The following is a 17,200-nucleotide window of genomic DNA, read 5'->3' as shown; positions in this document are numbered from 1 at the left end:
CCCCACCGCATGGTGGAGGGGTTTCAGTTCAGGTGTCCCCGAGCAGTTGCCGGACCAGCGGACGGGTATGGGCCTCGACCGGGTCCTCGTCGGGAAGCCGATGGAACTCACCGGCGTCGAAGGCGAGATAGACCCGCCACCAGAACGGCTCCTCGCCGTCGGCGGGGAGAGATCGTTTCGGAGGCTGGTTCAGATGCCTGATCGAGCGGAGCTGGCGATAGCGCATATGGTCGGTCATCACGACCGCACCATAGACCTCATTGATGAGAACGCCGGCGACCTCGAACGACAGGCGATCGTCATCAAAACCCCGGGCGATCCAGAGCGCGACGAGATCGAGCGTCCTTGAGGGTGGCAGCTCGTGGCGTGAGTCCCACACGTTCAGGCGATCGATCCAGAGAGATGCATCCCGACGGCTCAGCCGCGCCAGACCTTCCAGATCCTCCGCCAAAGCTTCGGGGATGAGGCTCACCGCCGCCGCAACCCGCCCAGCACCCCGCGAAGCAGCTCGCGGGTCAGGGTAGAGCCGGCGGTGCGCAGGACGGATTTGGTCATGGCCTCGACGGGGGTTTCGCGGGTCGAGCGACGGGCGGGCGCGCGGGTGCGGGCGGCCTCGCGTTCGTACTGGGCCTGCGCCTTCGCCTGTTCCTTCGCATGGGCGGCGGCGGCTTTCTCGGCGTCCTTCGCAGCGGCGGCGTCGGCTTTCGCCTTGGCCTCTGCCAGTTTGGCGTCGGCGGCGGCCTGATCGGCCTCGCCCCGGCGGGCGGCGAGGATTTCCTCGGCGGACTCGCGGTCGACGACGGTATCGTAGAGGCCTCGTACCGGGCTGGCGGCCATGATCTGGGCGCGCTCGGCGTCGGTCGCCGGCCCCAGACGGCTGTCCGGCGGCCGGATGGCGGTGCGGGCGACCACCGTCGGTGCGCCCTTGTCGTCGAGAATGGACACCAGCGCCTCGCCGACGCCCAAGCCCTGGATGGCCTCGGCGGTGTTGAACGCCGGATTGGCGCGAAAGCTCTCGGACGCCGCCTTGAGCCCCTTCTGCTCGGAGGGGGTGTAGGCGCGCAGGGCATGCTGGATGCGGTTGCCCAACTGGGCCAGCACGCTGTCGGGAATGTCGGCCGGATTCTGGGTGACGAAATAGACGCCCACGCCCTTGGAGCGGATCAGGCGCACGACCTGCTCGACCTTCTCGCGCAGGGCCGCCGGCGTGTCGTTGAACAGCAGGTGGGCTTCGTCGAAGAAGAAGACCAGACGCGGCTTGTCCGGGTCGCCGACCTCGGGAAGCTGCTCGAACAGCTCGGACAGCAGCCACAGCAGGAAGGCCGCGTACAGGCGCGGGCTGTTCATCAGGCGGGTGGCATCCAGCACATTGACCTGGCCCCGGCCGTCAAGGCCGGTGCGCATCATGTCCTCGAGCCGCAGGGCCGGTTCGCCGAAGAAGGCGTCGCCGCCCTGTTGCTCGAGCTGGAGCAGGGCGCGCTGGATGGCGGCGATGGAGGCGGGGGCGACATTGCCGACCTCGCGGCCGATCCGCTCGGCGTTCTCGCCGACGTAGACCAGCATGGAGCGCAGGTCGTCGAGATCGAGCAGCAGCAGGCCTTCCTTGTCGGCGACATGGAAGACCACCGACAGCACGCCCTCCTGCACGTCGTTGAGGTTCAACATGCGCGCCAGCAGCACCGGGCCGATCTCGCTCACGGTGGTGCGGATCGGATGGCCCTTCTGACCATACAGGTCCCAGAAGACGGTCGGGGCGGCCTTCGGGGTCAGCGTCAGGCCCATCCCCTGGGCGCGGGCCAGCAGTTTCTCGTTGGGTGATCCCGCCACGGCGATGCCGGACAGGTCGCCCTTCACGTCGGCGCAGAAGACCGGGACCCCGGCGTCGGAAAAGCCCTGGGCCATGATCTGCAGGGTCACTGTCTTGCCGGTGCCCGTCGCGCCGGCGACCACCCCGTGGCGGTTGGCCCGCTTGAACAGAAGGGTCTGGGCGGAGGCGTCGGCATCCATGGACTGGCCGAGAAACAGGCCGGGCGTGACGTCGGTCATGGGAACTCCGGGAAGGGATCGGCGCTCATGCTCTACCCGCGAGCCTTACCGTTCAAGTGTGAACGCGGCGCGATTGACGGGAACGACGGCGACCTTGACCATATGGCTATGAAGCCGCCCATCCAGATCCCGACCTCCAGCGTCGCCCGCAACGCCATGGTGGCCATCGCCGTCGTGGCGGTGGGCGCGGCCGTCTACTGGATGGCCGACATCCTGACGCCGCTGGCCATGGCCATCTTCCTGCTGATCATGATTGATGGCGTGAAGCGCACGATCGAGCAGCGGACCAACCTGCCGGACCACATGGCGGGCATCGCCGCCCTGCTGCTGGTGGTGCTGGGCTTCATCGCCTCGATCGCCTTCATCGTGAATGGAGCCTACGGCTTCTTCAGCGACGCCTCGGGCGTTTCGGCCAGCATCGGGCCGCGGATCGACCAGATCCTTGCCGACGCCTCAAGGCTGGTGGGTGTAACCACGCCCCCGACCCTGACCGACCTGATCGCCCAGATCGACGTGCGTGGCTATCTGATGCAGGTGGCCGGTCAGGCCCAAGGCGTGGTGACCGGGGCCATCTTCGTGATGATCTATCTCGGCTTCCTGCTGGCGTCGCAGAGCGGCTTCCGGCGCAAGCTGGTGACCATGTTCCCGGATCGCGGCGCGCGCGCCGAGGCGCTGGAGGTGTTCCAGCGGGTGCGCGGCGGCGTCGAGGGCTATCTGTGGGTCCAGACCGTGACTGGCGTGATGATCTGCGCCGCCGCATGGATCCTGATGCGGATCGTGGGCCTGCAGAACGCAGAGTTCTGGACCTTCGTCATCTTCATCGTCGGCTTCATTCCGGTGCTGGGCGGGGCGATCGCGGGCCTGGCCCCGCCCCTGTTCGCCCTGGTGCAGTTCGAGAGCTACTGGCCCGCGGCGATCCTGCTGGGCGGGTTGCAGGCGATCCTCTTCATCAGCGGCAACTTCATCCAGCCGCGCATGCAGGGCGACAACCAGAACATCGATCCGGTGGTGGTGCTGCTGGCCCTGGCCTTCTGGGGCAAGGTGTGGGGCGTGGTCGGCATGTTCCTGTCGACCCCTCTGGCGGTGATGGCCATGGCCATTCTGGCGGAGTTCAAAGGCTCGCGCTGGATGGCCATTCTGTTGTCCGGCGACGGCGAGCCCTATGCCCAGCCCAATCCGCCCGACGCCGAGACGCCAGCGCCAAAAACCCCCGCCAAGCGTCGCCGCGTCAACCCGCCGCAGACAAAGGCCCGGTGAGGGGGCGACCTGCCCTTGATTGGTCACAACCGGCGCCTATCTCATCCCTGTCGCCACGGCCCCTCCCCCTCCCCCAAGGCCGTGGCGTTAGAGTTCGGCGCCAACCCTCCCCCTCCTGGGCGTCGATCTTCAGCAGGCCGCCGGACGCAAGTTCGGCGGCTTTGTTGTTTCCGGAACGGCGATCCATCACCGATTAATAGCGTCTTTGGCGCCACAGTCGCCAGACGCGGTCGTCCGGCCCCGGAACGTGTCGACGGGCGCGGCCGTTGAGCGCTTCAGATTTCCCCCTGAAAGCTGAAGCAAATGAAACACATCCTTCCGACCGCTTCCCTGGCCCTGCTGATGGCCGGCGTCGCCGCTCCCGCCCTGGCCCAGTCCTCGACCGACTGGTCGGGCCCGTACATCGGCATCTACGGCGGCGTGATCGACAACAACGAGCAGGCCGGCGAGACCCTGATCTTCGACCGCGACTTCGATGGCGACTTCGACGACACCGTCTTCACTTCGGGCGGCGCAGACGCCTTCGCGCCGGGTCGCTGCGACGGCGCGGCCACGACGAACGAGTTCGCCGGCGGCTGCAACAAGGACGATCGTGGCGTCGAGGCCGGCATTCGCGCCGGCTATGACTGGCAGTTCGGCAACGGCATCGTCGCCGGCGTGGTCGGCGAGTGGAGCGCGGTCAGCCTGACCGACACCGTGACCTCGTTCAGCTCGACCCCGGCCAACTATGTGTTCGGTCGCGAGCTCGAGAGCATGGCCGCCCTGCGCGCCCGCGTCGGCTTCGCGGCGGGCTCGGGCCTGTATTACGTGACCGGCGGTCCGGCCTACGGGAAGATCCGCAACACCTTCCGCACGACCAATACGGCGAACAGCTTTGTCGTGCAGTCGGACGAGGACGACGCCGACGGCTTCCAGCTGGGCGCCGGCATGGAGTGGCGTCTGGCTCCGGGTCTCTCGCTGGTCGGCGAGTATCTCTACACCGACCTGACGCCGGGCGATCACGTCATTCGCGTGGGCAACACCGGCACGACGCCGGCGACCAACCCCTTCATCCTGCCGCCGAACACCGCCGGCACGGACATGACGCGCAGCAATGACTCGATGGAACTGCATGCGCTGCGCATCGGCATGAACGTCCGCTTCTGATCCGTCCTCGAGACTGATCACTGATAACCGACGCCGGTCTCCGAAAGGGGGCCGGCGTCGTGCGTTTTGGGGGGTTCCCGCAGCGCTTCGGCTGGCCTAGTCAAACCCTGCCACACTGACGCCTTGCCGTGTCGGCAAAGGCGCCTAGTTTGAACCCCCTCCGGCGGTCCGTAAGAGACCGCGTCCATACGAGACCTGTCCATGTCCGGCGATAAAGCCCAACCGCTCCCTCAGGTGATCACCCTGGAGGCGCTGGAAGGCAGCTTCGCAGCCGCGATCGGCAAGCCGCCCGGCGCGGCCGAAAAGGCGTTTGTCGCCCAGGTGTTCGAAGACTACGCCGCCGACGAGATCCCCGAACTGGGCGCGGCCGAGCTGGGCGGCCTGCTGGCCTCGGCCTGGACCTCGGCCAGCGAGAACGTGCGCGGTGGCCCGGCGCGGATCAGCGTCAGCCCGGTGGCGGGCGCGGCCGGCTATGACGCCGTGACCCTGGTGCAGGACGACCGGCCCTTCCTGGTCGACAGCGTGATGGGCGAGCTGGCCGAGGCCGGCGTGACCGTCCGCTCGATGTTCCACCCGATCGTGGACGCCGGCGCGGGCCGGACCTCGATCATCGTCGTGGTGCTGGACTCGCTGCCGCAGGAGCGCCGCGACGCCCTGGGCGAGGCCCTGGCCACGACCCTGAACGACGTCCGCACCGCCGTGACCGACCACGCGGCCATGAAGGCCCTGATCGACAGGTCGATCGCGGATCTCGAGAAGTCCACCGGCGACGCCGATCCGGAGGTGCGGGCCGAGAACCTGGCCTTCCTGCGCTGGCTGGCGTCGGATCACTTCGTCTTCCTCGGCGCCCGCGACTACGACTATCCGCGCACGACCGACGGCGACTACGAGGCCGAGGCGCCGCTATCGCAGTCGGGCGAGGGGCTGGGCGTGCTGGTCGATCCGGAGCGCGCCGTGCTGCGCCGCGCCAGCGAACCCGCCGTGCTGACCCGCCAGATGAAGCGCCAGCTGGATCTGAGCGAGCCGGTGACGGTGGCCAAGGCCAACATCCGCTCGCGCGTCCACCGCCGGGCCTACATGGACTATGTCGGCGTCAAGCGCTTCGGGCCGGACGGCCGGGCGTCGGGCGAGACCCGCTTCGTCGGCCTGTTCACCGCCGAGGCCTACGATAAGGCCGCGCACGAGGTGCCGTTGATCCGCCGCAAGGTGAAGAACGCGCTGGAGCGGGCCGGCAAGGTCGAGGGCACGCACAGCTACAAGCGGCTGAAGAACATCCTCGAGAACTATCCGCGCGACGAGCTCTTCCAGATCGGCGAGGACGAGCTGCTGCAGATCGCCCTGGGCATCCTGCACCTGAACGACCGCCCGCGGATCAAGATCTTCACCCGCAAGGACCCGTTCGACCGGTTCGTGTCGGTGCTGGCCTTCATCCCGCGCGAGCGGTTCGAGGCCTCGGTGCGCGAGCGGATCGGCGCGATCCTGGCCCGTGCCTGGGGCGGTCGCCTGTCGGCCTGGTATCCGCAGCTGTCGGACCAGCCGCTGGTCCGCATCCACTACATCATTGGCGTCGAGCCGGGCAATCATCCGTGCCCGGATAATGCCGCGCTTGAGACCGAGGTGGCCGAGGCGGGCCGCAGCTGGATCGATCGCTTCGAGAGCGCCCTGCGCGCTGCTGACGTCGACGACGTCGCCGTCGGCCCGATGAGCGCCCGCTGGGCCGACGCCTTCGGCGCGGGCTACCGCGACCGCTACGACGCCGCCGAGAGCGTGCGCGACCTGATGGCCGCCGACCGCCTGAACGCCTCGGGCCAGAACGACGGCGGCGAGCCGGTGCAGGTGCGCGCCTTCCGCTCGGAGCGCGACGGTCCGCTGAACTTCCGCTTCAAGCTGTATCGCCGCGGCTCGGCCGTGCCGCTGTCGGACGTGCTGCCGATCCTCGCCGACATGGGCCTGAAGACGCTGGAGGAATGGGGCTACGCCCTGAAGCCGACCGGCGCGGACGAGATCCACGTCCACGAATTCCTGATGGAGGACCCGCGCGGCGGCGACCTCAGCTTCGACGCGGTGCGCGATCCGTTCGAGTCGGCCTTCGAGGCCGTCTGGACCGGCCGGACCGAGAGCGACGGTTTCAACCGCCTGGTCATCGAGCTCGGCGTCGAATGGCGCGAGGCGGCCCTTATCCGCACCCTTGCCCGTTATCGCCAGCAGACAGGTCTGGATCCGTCGCAGGCGGTGCAGGAAGAGGCGCTGCGCGACTATCCGACCGTGGCCCGGGCGATCCTGGCCCTCTTCGCCGCCAAGTTCGATCCGGCCCAGGCCGGGGATGCGGCCGCGCGCGAGGCGGCGGTGACCGACCTCGTTACGCACATCAACGACCTGCTTCAGGACGTGAAGAGCCTCGACCATGACAAGGCGCTGCGTCGCATCGCCCTGCTGGTGCAGGCGATCAAGCGGACCAACTACTACCAGCGCATTGACGGCGAGCCGAAGGCGCACATCTCGATCAAGATCGCCTCGCGCGAGCTGGCCGACCTGCCGCTGCCCAAGCCGTTCCGCGAGATCTTCGTCTGGGCGCCGCACATCGAGGGCGTGCACCTGCGCTTCGGCCCGGTCGCGCGCGGTGGCCTGCGCTGGTCGGATCGTCGAGACGACTTCCGCACCGAGGTTCTGGGTCTGGTGAAGGCCCAGCAGGTGAAGAACGCCGTCATCGTGCCGGTCGGTTCGAAGGGCGGCTTCTATCCGAAGATGCTGGCCGGCATCGTGCGCGCCGGCGGCGACCGCGATGCGCAGCAGGCCGAGGCGATCCGCGCCTACAAGACCTTCCTGTCGGGCCTGCTGGACATCACCGACAACATCAACGCCGACGGTGGCGTGGTTCCGCCGCAGAACGTGGTCCGCTGGGAAGGCGACGACCCCTATCTGGTCGTCGCCGCCGACAAGGGCACGGCGACCTTCTCGGACATCGCCAATGGCGTGTCGGCCTCCTACGGCTTCTGGCTGGACGACGCTTTCGCGTCGGGCGGTTCGGTCGGCTACGACCACAAGGTCATGGGCATCACCGCCCGCGGCGCCTGGGAGGCCGTGAAGCGGCACTTCCGCGAGGAGGGCAAGGACATCCAGTCCGAGCCCTTCACCGTGGCCGGCGTGGGCGACATGTCGGGCGACGTGTTCGGCAACGGCATGCTGCTGTCCAAGGCCATCAAGCTGGTGGCCGCCTTCGACCACCGCGACATCTTCATCGACCCGACCCCGGATCCCGCCTCGTCGTGGGTCGAGCGGGACCGGATGTTCAAACTGCCGCGCTCGTCCTGGCAGGACTACGACACGTCGAAGATCTCCAAGGGCGGCGGCATCTTCCCGCGCTCGGCCAAGTCGATCGAGCTGAGCCCCGAGATCAAGGCTGCGCTGGACATCCAGGAGGACGTCGTCGATCCGGCGACCCTGATGAAGGCCATCCTGCTGGCCCCGGTCGAGCTGCTCTATTTCGGCGGCATCGGCACCTATGTGAAGGCGCCGAACGAGACGGACGCCCAGGTCGGCGACAAGGCCAATGACGCCATCCGCGTGGACGGCGGCGAGGTGCGGGCCAAGGTCATCGGCGAGGGCGCCAACCTGGGTCTGACCCAGGCGGGCCGGATCGCCTTCGCGCGCGCCGGCGGCCGGATCAACACCGACGCCATCGACAACTCGGCCGGCGTGGACTCTTCCGACCACGAGGTGAACATCAAGATCCTGACCGGCGCGGCCATCGGTTCGGGCGCGCTGAAGTCGGAGGATCGCAACGCCCTGCTGGCCTCGATGACCGATGAGGTCGGGCTGAAGGTGCTGGTGCACAACTACGACCAGACCCTGGCCCTGACCCTGCAGCAGGCCGAGGGCGCGGGCGCGCTCGACGCCCAGCAGCGGTTCATGCAGTGGCTCGGATCAAAGGGTAAGCTGGACCGCAAGGTGGAGGGCCTGCCGGACGATCTGAAGCTGGTCGAGATGAAGGCGGCCCAGACGCCGCTGACCCGACCGGAACTGGCGGTGCTGACCGCCTACTCCAAGCTGGAGCTGTTCGACGAGGTCGTCGGTTCGGCCGCGCCGGACGACGCTTTCTTCAAACAGACCCTCGTCCGCTACTTCCCGGCTCCGCTGGCGAAGTTCGAGGCCGACATGCAGCGCCACCGCCTGCGTCGCGAGATCATCTCGACCATCCTGTCGAACGAGATCGTGAACATGTGCGGCGCGACCTTCCCGGAACGCCTGCGCTACTCGGCCCAGTGCGATACCGGGGCCATGGTCATCGCCTTCGAGGCGGCGCGTCAGGTCTTCCGTCTCGACGAGGCTTGGGACGCCGTGTCGGCGCTGGACCTGAAGATCCCGGCCGACGCGCAGACCGCCCTCTACACCGAGATCGCCACCGTCCTGCGTCGCCAGACCTTCTGGCTGGCCCGCCGCGCCATGCAGGCGGGTGCGACCGTCGACAGCCTGATCGCCGCCTACCGTCCGGCCGCCGACGCCCTGCGCTCGGCCGGCGCCTCGGTGCTGTCGCGGTTCGAACAGGGCCGGTTCGAGGCCCGCATCCAGGCCTTCACGGCTCTGGGCGCCTCGGATGAGATGGCGCGCGACTTCGCCATGCTGCGTCCGCTGGTCGCCACGGCGGACATCGGCGATCTGGCCCGCGAGGCCGGCTGGCCGGAACCGGCGATGGCCATGCTGTACCACCAGGTCGGCGCGGCTTTCGACTTCGACCGCCTGCGCGCGGCCGCCGGAAATGTGCCGTCGGCGGATCACTTCGACCGTCTGGCCGTCCGTCGCCTGATCCAGGATCTGATGGGCGAGCAGATGGCCCTGACCCGCGCGGTGGCCAAGGCGTCCAACGCCTCGGTCGGCGCCAGCGAGGAAACGGCCGAGAAGGCTGTCGACGCCTGGATCGGCTCGCGTCAGGTCACCGTCGAGGGTGTGCGCGCCTCGGTGGACGAGATCGAGTCCTCGGGCTCGGGCTGGACCTTCGCCAAGCTGACGATCGCGAACAGCGCCATTCGCGAGATCGCTTCGTCTGCGATCTGACGATGTGTTGAAAGGCGGCCGGGCTATCTGCCGGCCGCCGATCTGCTACATGTCGGGCCGGATGGGGAGAGGCTGAATGCCGCGCAAGTTTCTGGTCGTCGTCGACGACAGCCCCGAATTCGAGGCGGCGCTGCGCTATGCCAGCCGTCGAGCGAAGTCGACCGGCGGCCGTGTGGTCATGCTGCAGGTCATCCCGACGGCGGCGTCCGACGCCCACTGGGCCGGGGTCCGCGACGAGATCGAGCGCCAGACCCGCACCGAGGCCGAGGCCCTGCTGAACAAATGGGCAGGCGAGGCGGCCGAGCGGTCGGGCGCAACGCCCATGTTGCTGATCGAGCGTGGCGAGCCGCAGGCCTGTATCCGCAAGGTCGTCGGCGAGGACCCGGAGATCAAGATTCTGGTGCTGGCCGCCGGCGAGGGGAACCGCGGCCCGGGACCGCTGGTCTCGGCCATCGTCAAACAGGGTGCGGCCTTCACCGGCCGCAAGCTGCCGGTGACGATCGTGCCGGGCGAGCTGACCGAGAAGGACATTGAGGATCTGGCGTAGGCTCACCTCTCCATCGCCCCTTCAAGGCGATGGAGAGAACAGACCGCGAAGCGGTCAGGAGAGGGCGACGGCAGCCGTGGTTGGCGGAGCTCCGATCACATCCGCCGGTGTCGCCCTCTCCTGATCGCCGCTGCGCGTCGATCTGTCCTCTCCATTCCTGGGGGAATGGAGAGGTGAGTCCGGGGGAACTGCCCTTGAACCTCGCCTCGTCAAAGCGCACTTACCGGCCATGTTCATCCAGACCGAACCGACGCCGAACCCGAACGTCCTGAAGTTCCTGCCGGGACGGGACGTGGCGAACGATCCGCGCGATTTCGTCAATGTGGACGAGGCGACCGCCTCGCCGCTGGCCGAGTCCCTGTTCGAGCTGGAAGGCGTGACCAGCGTCTTCTTCGGCTACGACTACGTTTCCGTCACCCGCGAGCCGCAGGGGCCGGAGTGGACGACGATGAAGGCGCCGATTCTGGCGGCGATCATGGATCATTTCGTCTCGGGCGCGCCCCTGCTGCGCGAGGGCGGCGGCGACAGCCATGCCGGCGGCGAGGGCGAGGACAGCGAGATCGTGGCCGAGATCAAGGGACTGCTGGACAGCCGTATCCGCCCGGCGGTGGCGCAGGACGGCGGCGACATCCTCTTCGACTCCTTCGACGAGGAGACCGGCGTCCTGTCCCTGCGGCTGCGCGGCGCCTGTTCGGGCTGTCCGTCGTCGTCGGCGACGCTGAAGTCCGGCGTCGAGCAGATGATGAAACACTACGTGCCCGAAGTGACCCGCGTCGAGCAGGTCCTCTGATCCGATGCAGGTGCTGGTCGTCGATACCGCCCTGGGCCTGTGCACGGCCGGGGTGTTCGAGGTCGACGGCGCGGTCGTGCGGCCGCTGGGTCTGCGTTCCGAGGCTATGACCAAGGGGCATTCCGAACGACTGGCCGGGCTGGCGCGCGATGCGGCGAAGGATGCGGGCGGTTTCGACGGCATCGACCGGATCGGCGTGACCGTCGGGCCGGGCTCCTTCACCGGCCTGCGCGTCGGCATGGCCTTCGCGCTGGGTCTGGGCGCAGCGCTGGGCAAGCCGGTGGTCGGGCTGTCGACGCTGGATGCGCTCGCCGAGGCGTCGGACGCGCCGGACCGCGCGGCTCTGATCGATGCGCGACGCGGGCAGGTCTATGCCCGGTTCTGGAAAGGCGGCGATGCGCAGGGGCCGGCCGAGGCCCTGTCCATCGAGGACGCGCAAGGTCGGGTGGCCGAGCTGACCACGCCGGCGTTGATTGGATCGGGCTCGGGATTGGTGCTGGAAAGCGCGCCCGGCGCGACGGTGGTGGACGCCGTGGGCGCACGACCGGAGGACCTGGCGTGGCTGACGGCGGCTCTGGATCCGGAAGCGAACCCACCGAAGCCCATGTACCTGCGCGCGCCCGATGCGACCCCGCCGACCCGCCTGCCGGGCCAGCCGCGTTCGGCGGTTCCGGCGTGAGCGATCAGGCGCCGCGTCTGGCGGCGCTGCACGCCACGGCCTTCGACGCGCCCTGGGACGCCGCCGCCTTCGCAGACCTGCTGGCCGGACCGGGTGTGTTCGTGGTCGAGAGCGAGGCCGGCTTCATCCTGATGCGTGCCGTGGCCGACGAGGCCGAGATCCTGACCCTGGCCGTGCGCCCGGACGCGCGCGGGCGAGGGGAGGGCGGTCGCCTTACCGCCGAAGGCGTCGCCGAAGCGGCCGAACGAGGGGCGCATCGGGTCTTTCTCGAGGTCGCCGACGACAACGCCTCGGCCCTCGCCGTCTATCGCCGGGCGGGCTTCGAGGAGGCCGGTCGGAGGCTGCGATACTACGCCCGCGCTGATGGGTCGCGGCGCGATGCAATGCTTCTGACTCTCAACTTGACCGGGCGGCTTCCCTAGAGCCGAGACGCCCCCTATTCTCGCGTTCCATGGACCGGATCGAGAAACTCTGCGCCGAGCGCGGCATGCGCATGACCGAACAACGCCGCGTGATCGCGCGGGTGCTGTCGGCCGCCGAAGATCACCCCGATGTGGAGGAGTTGTACCGCCGCGCCTCCGCCATCGATCCGCACATCTCGATCGCCACGGTCTACCGCACCGTGCGCCTGTTCGAGGAAGCCGGAGTCGTCGAGAAGCACGACTTCGGCGATGGCCGCAGCCGCTATGAAGAGGCCGGCGACGACCACCACGATCACCTGATCGACACCAAGACCGGCGAGGTCATCGAGTTCTTCGACGCCGAGATCGAGCGCCTGAAGACCGAGATCGCCAAGCGTCTGGGCTTCGAACTGGTCGGCCACAAGCTGGAGCTCTACGGCAAGCCGATCCCCGGGGCGGCTCCGGAAGATCGCGAAGGTCTGGTTTACAAGCGCCACGCCCACAGCGTGGACGAAACGGCCTGAGGTGTTCCTCGCCGTCGTCGGCCTGATCTGGTGCGTCGGCAGTCTGGGCGTGTTCGGGATCGGTGGTCGCCCGTGGCGACTGCCTGAGTTGCTTGCGAAATTAGTGGGCGTTCTGGCGCTCTCCGGCTTGGCGGTCGGGCCGATCGCCTTTCAGGATGTCACCGGCGCGATAGCGTTGGCGACTGCGATGATGCTGGGCCTCGGCCTTGCCGCGGTGGTGGAGGGTGTGGGTATCTGGCGCCGCCAACAGAGCCCGCACCGGTCCTGACCGTGCCTTGCGGTCGCCGCAGCCGGATATCATAAGCCTTTCATGACCGAGACCCTTGTCCCGCCGAAGGACGAGCAGGCGACCAAACGCCTGTTCATCAAGACCTACGGCTGCCAGATGAACGTCTATGACTCCGAGCGCATGGCCGATGTCCTGCGCCCGCTGGGTTATGCCGCCACGGACACCGTGGAGGACGCCGACTTCGTCATCCTGAACACCTGCCACATCCGCGAGAAGGCGGCCGAGAAGGTCTATTCCGAGCTCGGCAAGATGCGCGAGCTGAAGGACGCAAAAGGTGGGGCCATGACCATCGCTGTCGCGGGCTGCGTGGCCCAGGCCGAGGGCGAGGAGATCATGAAGCGCCAGCCGGCGGTCGATCTGGTCGTCGGCCCGCAGGCGTATCACCAGCTGCCCGAGCTCTTGACGCGCACGGCGCGGGCGCGGGGCGAGCGGATCGGCGCCGACTTCGCGCCGGATGAGAAGTTCGACGCCCTCCCCGCCGCGCGCGGGGTGGACGGCTTCACCGCCTTCCTGACCGTGCAGGAGGGTTGCGACAAATTCTGCACCTTCTGCGTGGTGCCCTACACCCGCGGCGCCGAGTGGTCGCGGCCGGTGGCGGCGATCCTGGCCGAGGCCCGGGAGCTGGCGGCCAAGGGCGTTCGTGAAGTCACGTTACTGGGCCAGAACGTCAACGCCTATGACGGCGAGGGACCGGACGGAAAGCCGTCGACGCTGGCGCGGCTGGCCTGGGCCTTGGCCGAGATCCCCGGACTGGACCGCATCCGCTACACGACCAGCCATCCGAACGACATGTCGGACGACCTGATCCAGGCGCACCGCGATCTGGATGTGCTGATGCCGTGGCTGCACCTGCCGGTGCAGTCTGGCTCGGATCGCATCCTGCGGCTGATGAACCGCAAGCACGGGCGGCAGAAGTATTTCGAGCTGATCGACCGCATCCGCAAGGCGCGGCCGGACATGGCGATGTCGGGCGATTTCATCGTCGGCTTCCCCGGCGAGACCGAGAAGGATTTCGAGGACACGATGGATCTGGTCCGTCGCGTGACCTACGCCTCGGCCTTCTCCTTCATGTACTCGCCTCGCCCCGGCACGCCGGCGGCGACCATGGGCGCCCAGGTGCCCGACGCCGTGTCGCGCGAGCGGCTGCAGACGCTGCAGACCCTGCTGTTCGATCAGCAGACGGCGTTCAATGCCTCGCGCGCGGGCATGACGATTCCAGTGCTGTTCGAGCGTCCGGGCAAGTTCGACGGCCATGTCACGGGTCGGTCGCCGTGGCTGCAACCGGTCTATGTCGATGGCGTCGCGGATCAACTGATCGGTCAGATCGTTCCGGTGACGATCGAGAGCGGCGGGCTGAAATCCCTCAGCGGCCGACTTCTTCAGAAAGCGGCTTGATGGCTCGTGAGAGTGAGTTCCTGGCGCTGGGCGACGAGGCCCTGCGCGCGGTCATCGGTCCGAACAGCCGGCACATCGCGCTGATCGAGGATCGCTTCAAGGTGCTGGTCGAGACGCCGGGCGGAGGGGTGTCGATCAACGGCTCTGCCCGCGATCGCGCGCAGGCCAAGCGGGTCATCGAGACCCTGGCCGACCGCGCCGAGACCGGCGCCGAGATCACCGAGGCCGATGTGCGCACGGCCCTGGGCGCGGCCGTGGCCCAGCCGCGGGCGGGGCAGGGGAGTATCGCTCCGGACGCCGTGGCCCTGCCGGTCGGGCGTCGCGGGGCCATCGCGCCCAAGACGGCGGCGCAGGCCCGGTATCTGGAGCTGCTGTCGCGCTGCGAGCTGACCTTCGGCGTTGGCCCGGCGGGAACGGGCAAGACCTTCCTCGCGGCCGCCTATGGCGCTTCCCTGCTGCGGCGGGGGCAGGTGGACCGGCTGGTGATCACCCGGCCGGCGGTCGAGGCGGGCGAGAAGCTGGGCTTCCTGCCGGGCGACCTGAACGAGAAGGTCGATCCCTATCTGGCCCCGATCTGGGAGGCGCTGAACGACATTCTGGGTCCGGATGACGTCCGTCGTCGGCGCGACAAGGGCGAGATCGAGGCGGCGCCGATCGCCTTCATGCGCGGCCGGACGCTGGCCCACGCCTTCATCATCGTCGACGAGGCGCAGAACCTCACGAAGCTGCAGATGAAGATGGTGCTGACCCGTCTGGGGGAGGGCGCGCGGATGGTGGTGACGGGCGACCCGTCGCAGATCGACCTGCTGAACGCCCGCGACTCCGGCCTGTCCCATGCCCTGCGCATCCTCGATGGCGTGCAGGGCTCCGGGGTGCTGAAGTTCCAGGCGCAGGACGTGGTGCGCCACGCCATGGTCGAGCGGATCGTGCGCGCCTATGACGCCGACGCAGCGGCGCAAGCGGCCGGAAAGCCGACGACGTGATCGAGGTCGAGCTCGAGGATCTGGAATGGGCCTCCAGCCTGCCCACGGCTGCGGCGGTGGTCGAGCGCGCGGCGATGGCGGCGCTGGGCGCGGTCGAGGGCGATGTGGTCGTTCTGCTGACGGACGATACGACGATCCGCGATCTGAACGCCCGCTTCCGCGACAGGGACAGGCCGACCAACGTCCTGTCCTTCCCGGCGGCCGAAAGCGCCATGCCGCATCTGGGCGATCTGGTGCTGGCCCACGGTGTCTGCGTCGAGGAGGCGCAGGCGCAGGGCAAGTCCCTGTCGGATCACCTGTCCCATCTGGTGGTGCATGGGGTGCTGCATCTGCTGGGCCGTGACCATGAAATCGACGAAGAGGCGGAGGAGATGGAGCAGGAGGAACGATCCATCCTTGCCAGCCTGGGCATAGCGGACCCATACGAGACGAATGATCACCCTCTCGGCGAAGCTTGATGACGGCAGCCTGCGCTCGCGGCTGATCCTGCGATTGGGCCGCATCGCCCTGGCCCTGCTGGCGGGTGCGGGCGCGGCTCTGGCCCATCCGCCGTTCGGCATTCTGCCCGGCCTGCTGGGCTACGCCCTGCTGATGATCCTGACCGAGCGGTCGCGCACGACGCGCGGCGGCTTCTGGATGGGGTGGCTGGCGGGCTTCGCCTATTTCTTCATCAGCTGCTGGTGGGTGGCCGAGGCCTTCCTGGTCGATCCGGCGCAGGCGTGGATGGCGCCGTTCGCGGCCTCCCTGCTGCCGGCCGGGTTGGGTCTGTTCTGGGGTACGGCCACGGCCCTTTACCGCCGCTTCAGCCCGGACGGCATGGCCAAGGTGCTGGTCTTCGCCGCCCTGTTCTGCCTGCTGGAGTGGCTGCGCGGAAACCTGCTGACCGGCTTCCCGTGGAATCCGGCGGGCGCCAGCTGGAAGGCCGGCTCGGCCGCCTCGCAGTTCGCCTCGATCGCCGGCATCTATGGCCTGAGCTTCGTCACCGTGGCCGCCGCCGCCGCCTTCGCGCCCCTGGCCGGGCGCGGCTCGATGAAGGCGAAGGGCGTGACGGCGGCGCTGGGCGTGCTGACCATCGCGGCGCTGGTGATCGGTGGAACGGTGCGGCTGTCGCAGGCGCAGGTCGAGCTGACCCCGACGGTGGTACGGATCGTTCAGGCCGACATCAAGCAGGAGTCCAAATGGTCTCCCGAGAGCTACCAGAGCATCGTCGATCGCTATGTCAGCCTGACGGCGCAGCCCGGCGCGGTTCTGCCGGACATCGTGATCTGGCCGGAGGGCGCCCTGCCGGCCACCGCCAGCGACGTGTTCAACTCGCCGGACGCCACGGCGATCTCCAACGCCCTGCAGCCGGGTCAAAGTCTGCTGATCGGTCTGGGCCGCGGCGTGCCCGATCCGACGGTTCCCGAGGGCGCGCGCTATTACAACAGCATGTTCGTGCTGACGGACGAGGGCGGGCCGGGCCTGCGCATCTCGACCATCTACGACAAATACCGGCTGGTGCCGTTCGGCGAGTACATGCCGCTGGGCGACCTGATGGGCGCTCTCGGCGTCCGCAGCCTGACCCACATGCCGCTGGACTTCACGCCCGGCGAGCGGCCCGCGCCGATCGACATTCCCGGCGCGCCGCGCGTTCAGCCGCTGATCTGCTACGAGAGCCTGTATCCCGGCTTCACCGCCGGTTCGACCGGCCGGCCGGAGTGGATCGTCAACATCTCCAACGACGCCTGGTTCGGGCGATCGTCCGGGCCGCGCCAGCACCTGAACCTGGCCAGCTACCGCGCCATCGAAACCGGCCTGCCCATTGTCCGCTCCACGCCGACCGGCGTTTCGGCCATGATCGATCCTTGGGGGCGGGTGATCGGCGCCGAACGCCTCGACCCGGGCGAGAGCGGCGTGATCGATGCCCGCCTGCCCCGACCGACGGCCGTGACCATCTATGGCCGGACCGGAGATCTGCTGTTCTGGCTGGCGATCATCGGCGGTCTGGCGACCGCCTTGCCATGGTCGAGTATCGTCCGCAAGCGTCGCGAAATCCTCGTCTGACTCTCGCAACAAGAGCATTTTGTAAGGGTGTTTCCATCCGCACGAGAG

General features: G+C 68.4%; 15 protein-coding genes. 13 read left to right on the top strand and 2 right to left on the bottom strand.

The features are described from left to right. Positions 1-28: 28 nt before the first annotated feature. Both ABDZ95_RS03595 and ABDZ95_RS03590 read right to left on the bottom strand, forming a co-directional pair. Entirely contained in the window at positions 29-472 is a 444-nt protein-coding gene (locus tag ABDZ95_RS03595; protein ID WP_343790497.1) for a hypothetical protein, read from the bottom strand. Continuing rightward, positions 469-2,046: a helicase HerA-like domain-containing protein gene (locus ABDZ95_RS03590; RefSeq protein WP_343790494.1), complete on the bottom strand. Its 1,578-nt coding sequence runs from the start codon at positions 2,044-2,046 to the stop codon at positions 469-471. The genes ABDZ95_RS03595 and ABDZ95_RS03590 overlap by 4 nt, the downstream gene beginning before the upstream one ends. Before the next feature lie 108 nt (positions 2,047-2,154). Here ABDZ95_RS03590 and ABDZ95_RS03585 point away from each other — a divergent pair, with 108 nt between their 5' ends. From ABDZ95_RS03585 to lnt, 13 genes are all read left to right on the top strand, one after another. After that, positions 2,155-3,303: an AI-2E family transporter gene (locus ABDZ95_RS03585; RefSeq protein ID WP_343790491.1), complete on the top strand. Its 1,149-nt coding sequence runs from the start codon at positions 2,155-2,157 to the stop codon at positions 3,301-3,303. 303 nt (positions 3,304-3,606) lie between these two features. Next, positions 3,607-4,449, top strand: coding sequence for an outer membrane protein (locus tag ABDZ95_RS03580; RefSeq protein WP_343790488.1), 843 nt, complete (start codon positions 3,607-3,609; stop codon positions 4,447-4,449). 201 nt (positions 4,450-4,650) lie between these two features. Then, complete coding sequence (locus ABDZ95_RS03575; RefSeq protein WP_343790485.1) at positions 4,651-9,501, top strand: NAD-glutamate dehydrogenase; 4,851 nt, start codon at positions 4,651-4,653, stop codon at positions 9,499-9,501. 76 nt (positions 9,502-9,577) lie between these two features. Continuing rightward, a complete protein-coding gene (locus ABDZ95_RS03570) occupies positions 9,578-10,048 on the top strand; it encodes a universal stress protein (RefSeq protein ID WP_343790482.1) in 471 nt (156 codons plus the stop codon). Between the two features lie 229 nt (positions 10,049-10,277). Further along, positions 10,278-10,838 carry a NifU family protein gene (locus tag ABDZ95_RS03565; protein ID WP_343790479.1) on the top strand — a complete coding sequence of 187 codons (561 nt, stop codon included), beginning with the start codon at positions 10,278-10,280 and terminating at the stop codon, positions 10,836-10,838. Between the two features lie 4 nt (positions 10,839-10,842). After that, positions 10,843-11,517 carry a tRNA (adenosine(37)-N6)-threonylcarbamoyltransferase complex dimerization subunit type 1 TsaB gene (gene tsaB, locus ABDZ95_RS03560; protein WP_343790476.1) on the top strand — a complete coding sequence of 225 codons (675 nt, stop codon included), beginning with the start codon at positions 10,843-10,845 and terminating at the stop codon, positions 11,515-11,517. Further along, entirely contained in the window at positions 11,514-11,939 is a 426-nt protein-coding gene (locus tag ABDZ95_RS03555) for a GNAT family N-acetyltransferase (protein WP_343790473.1), read from the top strand. Before tsaB ends, ABDZ95_RS03555 begins: the two co-directional genes overlap by 4 nt. A 65-nt stretch (positions 11,940-12,004) precedes the next feature. Next, positions 12,005-12,442 (top strand): Fur family transcriptional regulator, encoded by a 438-nt coding sequence (locus ABDZ95_RS03550; protein WP_425542944.1) that lies wholly within the window; start codon positions 12,005-12,007, stop codon positions 12,440-12,442. A gap of 1 nt (position 12,443) precedes the next feature. Next, complete coding sequence (locus tag ABDZ95_RS03545; protein WP_343790467.1) at positions 12,444-12,710, top strand: hypothetical protein; 267 nt, start codon at positions 12,444-12,446, stop codon at positions 12,708-12,710. A gap of 42 nt (positions 12,711-12,752) precedes the next feature. Then, the gene (gene miaB, locus ABDZ95_RS03540; protein ID WP_343790464.1) at positions 12,753-14,126 is read left to right on the top strand and encodes a tRNA (N6-isopentenyl adenosine(37)-C2)-methylthiotransferase MiaB; all 1,374 of its coding nucleotides are present in this window, start codon (positions 12,753-12,755) and stop codon (positions 14,124-14,126) included. Beyond that, the gene (locus tag ABDZ95_RS03535; protein ID WP_343790461.1) at positions 14,126-15,109 is read left to right on the top strand and encodes a PhoH family protein; all 984 of its coding nucleotides are present in this window, start codon (positions 14,126-14,128) and stop codon (positions 15,107-15,109) included. Before miaB ends, ABDZ95_RS03535 begins: the two co-directional genes overlap by 1 nt. Then, entirely contained in the window at positions 15,106-15,567 is a 462-nt protein-coding gene (ybeY, locus tag ABDZ95_RS03530) for an rRNA maturation RNase YbeY (protein ID WP_343790458.1), read from the top strand. Before ABDZ95_RS03535 ends, ybeY begins: the two co-directional genes overlap by 4 nt. After that, positions 15,542-17,152 carry an apolipoprotein N-acyltransferase gene (gene lnt / locus ABDZ95_RS03525; protein WP_343790455.1) on the top strand — a complete coding sequence of 537 codons (1,611 nt, stop codon included), beginning with the start codon at positions 15,542-15,544 and terminating at the stop codon, positions 17,150-17,152. The genes ybeY and lnt overlap by 26 nt, the downstream gene beginning before the upstream one ends. The last annotated feature ends 48 nt before the right edge of the window (positions 17,153-17,200 follow it).

Source organism: Brevundimonas kwangchunensis (genome assembly GCF_039523815.1).
Lineage (GTDB): Bacteria > Pseudomonadota > Alphaproteobacteria > Caulobacterales > Caulobacteraceae > Brevundimonas > Brevundimonas kwangchunensis.
The sequence above is the reverse complement of the archived record's forward strand: the minus strand, read 5'-3'. Positions and strand labels throughout refer to the sequence as shown.